The sequence below is a fragment of the Paenarthrobacter sp. NCHU4564 genome, assembly GCF_052156435.1.
GTDB lineage: Bacteria > Actinomycetota > Actinomycetes > Actinomycetales > Micrococcaceae > Arthrobacter.
In genome coordinates, this window is sequence record NZ_JBQLIS010000038.1 from 1 (window position 1) to 9,290 (window position 9,290).

Annotated in this window: 9 protein-coding genes and 1 pseudogene; 4 read left to right on the forward strand and 6 right to left on the reverse strand. The window is 60.3% G+C overall.

Going from position 1 to position 9,290, the window contains the following annotated elements:
* Positions 1–462: 462 nt before the first annotated feature.
* The 3 genes from ACSVIE_RS20735 to ACSVIE_RS20745 form a co-directional block, all read right to left on the reverse strand.
* A complete protein-coding gene (locus ACSVIE_RS20735) occupies positions 463–855 on the reverse strand; it encodes a RidA family protein (protein WP_442425106.1) in 393 nt (130 codons plus the stop codon).
* Positions 856–929: 74 nt separating this feature from the next.
* A complete protein-coding gene (locus ACSVIE_RS20740) occupies positions 930–1,748 on the reverse strand; it encodes a fumarylacetoacetate hydrolase family protein (RefSeq protein ID WP_442425107.1) in 819 nt (272 codons plus the stop codon).
* Between the two features lie 582 nt (positions 1,749–2,330).
* Complete coding sequence (locus ACSVIE_RS20745) at positions 2,331–3,209, reverse strand: LysR family transcriptional regulator (protein WP_442425108.1); 879 nt, start codon at positions 3,207–3,209, stop codon at positions 2,331–2,333.
* Between the two features lie 191 nt (positions 3,210–3,400).
* On the opposite strand from ACSVIE_RS20745, the pseudogene ACSVIE_RS20750 reads away from it, so the two are divergent.
* The 3 genes and pseudogenes from ACSVIE_RS20750 to ACSVIE_RS20760 form a co-directional block, all read left to right on the forward strand.
* Positions 3,401–3,706, forward strand: a pseudogene (locus ACSVIE_RS20750) (alcohol dehydrogenase catalytic domain-containing protein); the annotation flags it as partial.
* Positions 3,707–3,739: 33 nt separating this feature from the next.
* Positions 3,740–4,378, forward strand: coding sequence for a zinc-binding dehydrogenase (locus tag ACSVIE_RS20755; protein WP_442425114.1), 639 nt, complete (start codon positions 3,740–3,742; stop codon positions 4,376–4,378).
* Positions 4,375–5,469: a flavin monoamine oxidase family protein gene (locus ACSVIE_RS20760; RefSeq protein ID WP_442425109.1), complete on the forward strand. Its 1,095-nt coding sequence runs from the start codon at positions 4,375–4,377 to the stop codon at positions 5,467–5,469. The genes ACSVIE_RS20755 and ACSVIE_RS20760 overlap by 4 nt, the downstream gene beginning before the upstream one ends.
* A gap of 218 nt (positions 5,470–5,687) precedes the next feature.
* Here the strand turns inward: ACSVIE_RS20760 and ACSVIE_RS20765 are convergent, their stop codons facing one another.
* Positions 5,688–6,980: an MFS transporter gene (locus ACSVIE_RS20765; protein ID WP_442425110.1), complete on the reverse strand. Its 1,293-nt coding sequence runs from the start codon at positions 6,978–6,980 to the stop codon at positions 5,688–5,690.
* Between the two features lie 142 nt (positions 6,981–7,122).
* Complete coding sequence (locus tag ACSVIE_RS20770; RefSeq protein WP_442425111.1) at positions 7,123–7,905, reverse strand: SDR family NAD(P)-dependent oxidoreductase; 783 nt, start codon at positions 7,903–7,905, stop codon at positions 7,123–7,125.
* A gap of 403 nt (positions 7,906–8,308) precedes the next feature.
* On the opposite strand from ACSVIE_RS20770, the gene ACSVIE_RS20775 reads away from it, so the two are divergent.
* Positions 8,309–8,527, forward strand: a complete 219-nt coding sequence (locus tag ACSVIE_RS20775; RefSeq protein WP_442425112.1) for a hypothetical protein — start codon at positions 8,309–8,311, stop codon at positions 8,525–8,527.
* A 19-nt stretch (positions 8,528–8,546) separates the two neighbouring features.
* Here ACSVIE_RS20775 and ACSVIE_RS20780 read toward each other — a convergent pair whose 3' ends face one another.
* On the reverse strand, positions 8,547–9,041 hold the full coding sequence (locus ACSVIE_RS20780; RefSeq protein ID WP_442425113.1) for an SRPBCC family protein: 495 nt from the start codon (positions 9,039–9,041) through the stop codon (positions 8,547–8,549).
* Positions 9,042–9,290 lie beyond the last annotated feature (249 nt).

The following is a 9,290-nucleotide window of genomic DNA, read 5'->3' on the forward strand; positions in this document are numbered from 1 at the left end:
GGAAAGATCAGCGCCGCCGCCGTCCCGTAAAGATAAAAGTCGTACCACTCAATGGCGGTCCCAATGAAGCTACCAAAGCGGGCGCGTCGCTGCATACCCACCTTGGCATCCAAACCAGATCCATGTGTTGTCATGGGTTTGTCCGTTCAGTAATTCATGTTGACGCGATGTTAAAGAATTGGCGAGTTTAACGTCGGTGCGCCGGCGCGGGTACGGAAATGATGCCTAGCCTTTGAACGGGAATCATCGGGTCGCGATCATCGTGAGGCATTCAGATGCTCGGCCGTTTCGCGCTGGGGACCGGCTGCAAGTGACGGAGTCTTGGGTCAGGTGCATCAGCCTGTTTCTGGGTCCCAAACCAGGCGATTCGAGCGGGGGTTTGAGGCGTAGCGCCGTGGGCGTTGAATCTTTAGGAAGACTGCGCCCACGGTGCTACGGACAAGGGCTCGTGGCCTCTTGTGGTTAGGACGCGGCCGGGTCCTTCTGAGCAATGGCTTCGATCTCGACGACAAATTCCTCGTGAACGAGGCCTGCTACGATCAGCAGCGTGTTGGGCGGGTAGATCCCTCCCGGGTAGATCTCCGCAAAGACTTCCTTGCGGGTCTCCATGAAGTGAGGAATGGTTTCGCGGCCAACGACGTAGGTGTTGAACTTGATGACGTCGTCGAATCCGAGGCCTGCAGCTTCGAGCGCCTTGCCGACGTTGGCAAAGGCCCCACGGACCTGGCTTGCAGGATCCGTCGTGTCCAGGCCGAACTGGCCGGCAATTGCCACGACGCCGTCGGCAATTGCTACGGGGGAGTAGTCTCCGAACTTTGAAAGCCCGTCAACTTCGGGGAGGTACTTTACAACCATCGATGGCTCCTTCTGGTGGATAGGTGTACGGATCAGGTTCCGCACAGTGTTGGGTGGCTGCCCTTGCGGGGACTTCAGGCGGGAACGACGGCGCCAACCTGGTTACGCTGGGTTCCCAGACCCGTGATGGAGATTTCGACGATGTCTCCGGGCTGGACGAAGCGCGGTGGGTTGAATCCGATTCCAACGCCGGCCGGTGTGCCGGTGGCGATGATGTCACCGGGCAGAAGAGTGATTCCCGCGGAAATGGTGGAGATCAGTTCGGGGATATCGAAAATCAGGTCACTGACTTGCCCGTCCTGCCGGGCTTCTCCGTTGACCCACGACTGCACGCGGAGCGCTCCGGGGTCCGGGACCTCATCTTTGGTCACGGCGTAGGGGCCCATGGGGCAGTGCGTATCCAGGGACTTACCCAACAGCCACTGCTTGTGTTTGCGCTGCAGATCGCGTGCGGTGAAGTCATCAATGATGGTGTAGCCCCAAACGTGGTCAAAAGCGTCCTCACGGGAAATGCCCCGGCCGCCCTTACCGATGATGACACCGAGCTCGGCTTCGTAATCCAGCTCCTGCGTGACGGCGGGGTGCGCTTCAATGTCATCGAAGGGACCGGTCACCGAAGTCGTGGCCTTCGGGAAGACCACCGGCGCCTCGGGGAGTTCTTCCGAGCGTTCCGGGGTGTCGTAACCGGACCGGCCAAATTCGACAACGTGCTCACGGTAGTTCTTGCCCACGCAGAAAATGTCGCGCCTCGGAACGGGGATCGGTGCAAGAAGCTTGACATCTTCCAACGACAGTTCGGGAAGCTCGCTGACGCCTTGCAGGAGAGATTCGTACTTCTCCCATGATTCGATCACTCCCAGGAGTCCGAGTCCCTCCGGAAGTTGCGAGGTCACGTCACGTACCGTGTTTCGGTCCGGGTCGGCAAGATCTGATATTCCCTCCTCAGCCCTTGATGACGCCGGGGCAAAGGTTTTTGGGGTGATGTTGGGCAGAACCGTGAAACCGCAGCTGCGCCTGCAGGGGGCAACCGCAGCCCTAACGCAGACAGGGAGGCGCCGCCTCGTAGTTGTGAACGGGGATAACAAGGTACTCGGTCTTTTGTGTCTCAAGCGTTCCCGTAAGGGCTACTGCAGCGACGCAGGAGTCGCTGCCCGGAGCGTCGGCCCAGGCGAAGCAAAATGAGCTCCGCCGTAGGGACAAGCCAGGTCGCCGCGACCCGGCGAGGACGGAGGGCCGGTTTCTCGCTGGTAGCGCTGAGGGACAGCGGTGGAGAACGTCCCGCGCGTCTGCCGGCAGAGCTCGGGGACAGCGGTACCCGCTACCCTTGAGGTGCTTCCTGGTAATCCAAGTAGCCCCTTGGCAAGTCCGAGCATCTGACAGACGGCAGCTGGGCAGCCTGAAATGCTGCGCCTTCATCTGAGTAAGCGCCGGTTTCGATGGCCGGTAGTGACCGCCCTGACAACAGGGTAAATGGATCAGCGGGCTGCGAGGTCTTGGGCGAGCAGCCTTAGATCAGGTGCCATTGATGTGCCGGACTTCCACACGGCTTCGTAGAAGATTTCCACTTCGTTCCCGTCGTCGATCAGCGGCCGGTGAGGGACGTCGGGGGAGGTGAGTTTGGAAACGGGAAGAATGGCTGAACCTAGCCCCAGGTTTACCCATTCCTCCAAGGCCTGGTAACTGGCAGGTTCTCCCGGGTAGGCATGGACGGCCATCTCGTGGGCCTTGAACAAATCAGTCGTAAACCGGGTTAGCCCGCAGGTGTCCGGAACCATGATGAGCTTGTCATTGCCGGTACTGGCAAGGTCCACCGGGGTCCCGGTCTGGCACAAGGGGTCAATAACGACCAAAGGTTCCGCGTCGATGATCAGGTGGTCAAAGCGCGGCAACGCAGCGACGGCGGGTATGAGTACGAGATCGAGGTCACCGGTCAGCAGGGCTTCCCGCAGTTCCTCCATGTTGGCTTCACGCAGCACCAGGTCCCTTGGTACGGGAAGTTCACGCACTGCGCTGAATGCCCGAGCCACAAGCTGGGGGCCGATCAGGGGAGAAACGCCCAGGCGGATCTTGTTGTCGTCAGCAGAGGTGAGCCGCTGTGCCTCAACAGTGATTGCGTCGAGTCCGGAGAGGGCATTGTCGATCAGCGGCAGGATACGTGCTCCGAACGCTGTTTTGGTGACGCCTCTGGGGGACCGGTCGAACAAGCGTGCCCCGAACCGTTCCTCAAGTCGGGCGATGCCATTGGAAAGTGCCGGCTGCGTCACTCCGTAGGCCTTCGCAGCAGCACTGAATGATTTTGTTTCTGCTACAGCCTGCGCATAGCGCAGCCCTTCCAGGTTCAACCGATCCAGCATGTTTCAATACTAGCCTAACAGCCCATAACGACAGGTTATAAGTGTATTCATCCTTCACGCCTACTGGCCCGCTTGGCACTTGCTAGGATCGGCGTGCCGGCAACCGGAGCCATAAACGGGAACTATCTTGTGGAGAAATTTTGACTTGTTCTGCCCGCACCATGGTCGTGGTCGAGGCCCATGGACCTTTGATGCCATCGACCACTCCGACGCAAACCCCAGCTGAAGGCTGGGTACGCGTCGCCGTGGTAGCCAGCGGTGTTTGTTATGCGGACATTGCTACCGCCTCAGCTTCAGGCTCCTCGGTCGTTTTCCCCGTCACACCCGGACATGAGGTCGCAGGCATCGTAGATGAGGTAGGAGAAGGCGTTACGGCGTGGAAAGCTGGGGACCGGGTAACTGTGGGCTGGTTCGGCGGCAGTTGCGGTCACTGCAAATACTGTCAGCACGGTGACGTTGTGCACTGCCAACAGTGCAAGGTACCAGGGCTGTCCTACTCGGGCGGGTGGGCGCAGAGCATCACCGTGCCGGTGGACGCTTTGTCCCGCATCCCCGAGGAACTGGGCTTTTTCGAAGCCGCCCCCTTCGGCTGTGCCGGGGTCACAACGTTCAATGCGGTTCGCAAGGCCGGTATCCGTGCTGGGGGCCGGGTCGCAGTCTTCGGTCTTGGTGGTCTGGGACACATGGCTGTCCAGTTTGCCTCGAAACTTGGCTACGAAACCGTCGCCATCGCGCGGGGCGATGATCGTAGAAAGCTTGCCTACGCCTTGGGCGCTGGAACCTACATCAACAATGAGGTGACTTCACCTGGCGCCGCGCTGGCAGCAATGGGCGGCGCGGATCTCATCGTCTACACGGCCTCCTCTACAGAGCCGGCGGCCGAGTTGGTGAGAGGACTCGCAGTTCAGGGACAAATCACGCTGATCGGCGTAGATGCGGGTGCAGTCTCGATCCCCGCCGCGCAACTCGTCATGAACGCTCAAACAGTGACCGGTCACCTGACCGGCAGCGCCCGGGAAACCCAGGAAGCAATGGAGTTCGCTGTACTCAACGACATCCGACCGATCATCGAACGAATGGATCTTGACCGGGCCGCGGATGCCATCGAACGGCTACGCAACGGCGGCGGACGGTTCCGCATCGTGCTGGAAACCGGAATTGCACCGTGACGGGCGCTGGCATGCGCTGCGACGTTGTCGTCATAGGCGCCGGGATTTCCGGGCTGGCCGCGGCCGCGGCCTTATCAGCATCCGGGGTGGCTGTAATTTGTCTGGAAGCGAGAGACCGGGTGGGAGGGCGCGTTCTCACCCTAGAGGGCTCAGGGCGCCATCTGGACCTCGGGGCCACCTGGTTCTGGGCAAACGAAACTGCGGTTGCCGACCTGCTTGTTGAGCTCGACCTTGGCAGCTTCCAGCAACGCACCGCCGGCGACGCACTTTTCGAGCGCGACCTGACCGGGCCCATTCGCCTCGACGGTAACCCAGTAGATTCTCCCGCCTTGCGCTTCAGTCAGGGGGCCCAATCACTGGCAAAGGGACTGGCCGGGAAGCTTGCGTCCGGAGTCCTGCACCTGAGCAGCCCCGTCACGGGTGTGAAATTCTCCGACAGCAGAGTCGTTGTCACTGCCGCCGGCGGACGCATCCAGGCATCAGCCGTGGTTATGGCCATCCCTCCTTCCCTCGCGGCCGAGAGCATAGCCTTCAATCCGTCGTTGGCCTCAAATGCGAACGAGGTCATCAGGGCAACACCAGTGTGGATGGGATCAACGGTGAAGGCGGTGGCTGTGTTTGAAAGAGCCTTTTGGCGCGAAGAAGGATTGGCAGGCTCGGCTATCAGTTACGCCGGGCCGTTCCGCGAATTCCATGACATGAGCGGCCCGGAGGACGCGGCCGCCGCTATATTCGCGTTCGCCAACGCTGTAGAGCTCAGACGCCTGCCCGGTGCAGACATAGAAAGGACCTACCGGCAACAGCTCATTCGGCTGTTTGGGGGCAAAGCGAGCAATCCGGTTGAGGTTTTGATCATGGATTGGAGTCGGGAACGGTACACCACTCCTAGGAAACCGGACCTTGCCGCCTCAACTGCCTGGTTTGGACACGAGCTATACCAGCGCGGAGATTTTCAGGGAAGGCTTCACTGGGCCTCGACAGAAACGGCCCCGTACTTTGCCGGCCACATCGAAGGTGCACTGATCGCAGGACTGCGGGCAGCACGAAACGTCCGGGAGTCAATCGCTGGTCCTGCTCCGTCCAGACAGTGACGTCAGAATCCAGCTAAGGAAGGTGGGCTCGAACCCGGCACCTGGCAGAGGACCCAGCAGGGATCCATCTGCTGGCTGCCGGAAGGGTCAACCAGCCGAGGTACCGGCTGCAACTGCAGACCCATTTTTTGCCGCCGGATGCAGGGGCCAAAAGTGGTCTGCTCGTGAGTTCCTGGGCTCACCTGGCCGCAACGCAGGAAAGGCGCCGACGTCTCTGTCTACCGGCTCCTGCCTCGTATGCTGCTGCCGAGGGTGAGTAGGGTCAGGGGGATAAGTGCCGCTGTGGCGAAAATCGTTAGTGTTGAGAAGCTGGTGACTGTCAGGAGTGGCCCTGCGGCAAAAGCTGCGGCCGCACCCAAAAGGTTGGAGAGTGCGTCGATGCCTCCTTGTGACGAAGCACGGTTTTGGTTTGAGACTGCTTTGCTGAACAGGGCTGAGCCTGCCACGTTCACAAAGGACCATCCGACACCCAGCAGGATCAGGGACAACATCATCCACGCGGTACTGTCAGGCTTGAGACCTCCGGTGGCGAGGGCGGCCGCGAAAATGCAGATGCCAATCCCAACAGACACTTTGTGGCCGTAGCGGTCTGCAATGAATCCAACACCAGGCGCGAGTGCGTACATGCCGGCGATGTGAAGGCTGATTGTTATGCCGATGACTGTGACTGATCCGCCGTGATGTGCGAGGTGTACTGGTGTCATCGTCATGATGGACACCATCACGACTTGGGCAGTAAGGACCGCAATGACAGCGAAGCGTGATTCGGCGTTGCTGCGCAGTTCGGTGACAACACCGCGGAAACGGCCGGGCTTCTTTGCTGCAGATACGGGGCGTGGGGTAGGAGTTCGGTCTTTGTTAAAGACGAGCGGGTCCGGGCGCAGCCAGACAAAGACAATGGTGCCGGCGAGGCCCAGACAGGCCGCGGCGATGAGGAATGCACTGGCGAAGACTGTGAGCCCGGTGGCCTGGCTGATCGCTTCACCCGGCACTCCCAGGTTCGGGCCCAGCACTGAGCCAAGCGTCCCAACCCATACCACCAAGGCAAGCGCGCGTGCTTTTTGGTGTGGAGACGCAAGGTCTGCGGCTGCGAAGCGAGCCTGAAGGCTGACTGCGGAACCGGCGCCTATCAGAAGAAGGCCGACGAAAAGCGGAATAATCAGGCTCCATTGCGCGGCGGCAACCAGCAGTGCTCCGCCTCCGGCTGCCGTCCACCACCCGGTTGCAAGGGCCGAGCGGCGGCCCTTACGAGCCGCGAGATTTCCAAGTGGAAGGCCCAACAACGCTGCTCCGAGTGTACTGGCCGTCCGGGCCAACCCGGCCCACGCTTCGTTGTCGGTGACCTCGCCCGCCAACAGGATGCCAATTGAGGGGGCGACGCCCACTCCGACAGTACCGATGATCTGCACGATGACCAGAACGAGCATGGTGCGGCGCTGCACCTTGGCTTCCTCAGCAGTATCTTGGGGCGTATAGGCCTGTTCACGGGTGGCCTGTTGAGGATCTGCCATGGTGTCCTTTGTTCTCTGGCCTGAGCGCCTAAGCGGGTTTAGTCGGGCGCCTGGCGTATTTCGGCTGAACTGAAATGGCAACAGCACAGCCGCGGTGCCTGAGCTTTTTCCTCAGGCACCGCGGCTGCAGGTGCTGGACGGACTAGTTGCGGCCGGCCATGACTCCACCGTCGGCATTCCATACTGCTCCGGTCACCCAGCCCGCCTTCTCGGAAAGGAGGAAAGTAACGACGTCGGCGATGTCCTTGGCCGTTCCGACCCGACCGATCGGGTGGAAGCTGTTAAAGCCCGTGATGGCTGCATCTACTTCATCGCGCGGGATGAACCCTTCATAGATCGGCGTGCGGACTACAGCCGGTGCTACGGCATTGACACGGATTCCGTGATTAGCGAGCTCCAGGCCCAGGTTCTGGGTCAGGGAGTGAAGCCCGGCCTTGGCCATCGAGTACGCGGAGGAGGGGGTTGCCGCCACTGCCTGGTGCGCCCACATTGAGCCGATGTTTACAATGGCGCCTCCACGACCCGCTGCGACCATGTTGGCAGCGACGGTTTGAGTAATGAAGAACGTTGCCCGATTCAGCACAAACTGGCGGTCGTAGTCTTCCGCCGAGTGCTCCAAGAAGGGTTTGGGAGCGAACACCCCAGCGGAATTGACCAACAAGGTAGCGTCTGCGTGGGCAGAAGTCAGCTCGGAACGCACTACCTCTACCGATGCATCGTCAGCAAGATCCGCCTGGATGGCAAAGACATCGCCTTTCTGGGCCAGGGCACTGGTGGCGTCATCCAGCTTCCGCTGGTCTCGGCCGATAATGACGGCCGTGCCGCCGGCGGTTACGACCTGCTCTGCAACGGCGTAGCCCATGCCGCTTGACCCGCCGACAACGATGAGCTTGCGCCCTGAAAAGTCCTGTACCCGTGAAGCCATGCCGTTATCTCCCATTGCTGAAGTTGTAGTCCGGTGGGGGCTGGAGCCGATAACTTGCTGTTACCGCCCGTCCTCAATACCGATGGTCTGAGATTCCCTGCGAAACCCCCGTTACCTAGAATCTAGGGGTCTTAGACGTGGAGCGGTAGGGGCCGTAGTCGAATACGCGCATAACCGCTCGTTATGGGTTAATCGCTACCTCACAGATGGACAAATAGGAACGGAACCTATGGTTCTGGGTCTCCGGAAGGGTCGACAGACCAAAGTCGCCGTTAGTCAGGGCGCGGAAGGAGAAGCGCTTCCAGCCATCTACAGTCCCACATAGGGCCACAGATGACCCCAGGGCTAACCTCACGAATAGTGCGAGGCACTCACCACTCCAGCTGGGACCAAGCAGATCTGATTGAACGTCCCTTACCCTGAAGCGCTGAAACACTTTGATGATCTGTGGCTGAATTACTCTGCCACCGGCGAGCACAAAGGCTTTTCAACTTGGAAGCCTTTCTGCATGGCGTCCAACGCGGACCGCGAACTGATCGTGACTGCTTTGAAGGAAGGAAGCTGCATAATCCCAGGCGCTCAGCCTGTCGGCCGTGATGCAGGTACAGGGGCACGCACCTGAAGCGGCCTGTACGGCAAATTCAAGACCTAGTGCCTGCTGACTCCCGCTCAGACGCGCCCTGACCCCCAAGTCGCGTAGCCAAAGCCCTGGCATGCCTGGCGAGTAGCTCAGCCCTGTAGCGGACAGCATCCACGAAGACCTGCATGTCAGCAGTGGACCTCAAGGGCCGTTGCAGCCGCACCAACAGAACCAGACCTCTGAGTTCATGGCGGGCCAAAAGAATGGTCCCTGTCGGCTCTTCGGTCAGAGCAACAGTAAAGGTTTCTCGCAGCAGGCCAAGGTAGGCGCTGCCGCGCCACTGCATGGTGTGGGGTTGCGACTGCCGGATGCGGAGCCAGATGTCACGCTGACGCTCACCTCCGGTTCGGATTCGGATTTTTGCGCCGTCGTGGATCTGCCCTGCAACGGCTGAAATTCCAGAGTTCCACACCGTGAGATTTCCGCCGTCCGTCAGGATGTCCCATACGATTTCGGGCTCGGCGCTGATCATGGTTCGGGCTTCGAAGACTGGCACGCCACTAGATTAGCGCTTCACCGTACGGCGCGTACTTTCCGGAAATGTGCTGCTGGCCATCTGCCCGTGAAGTGACCGCGATGTCCGGGCACCAAGGCGAAGGTCGCCATCCATGAAGGCGGCAGGCACCATATGAATGAGCATTTCGCAGTTACTTCCACTCCCGTACTTTGACTGGCAGCGGGACGTGTTGAAGTGGGACGAGTAGCACTCCGGCTAGATTTATGCACCGATTGCGGTGGCCAGAGC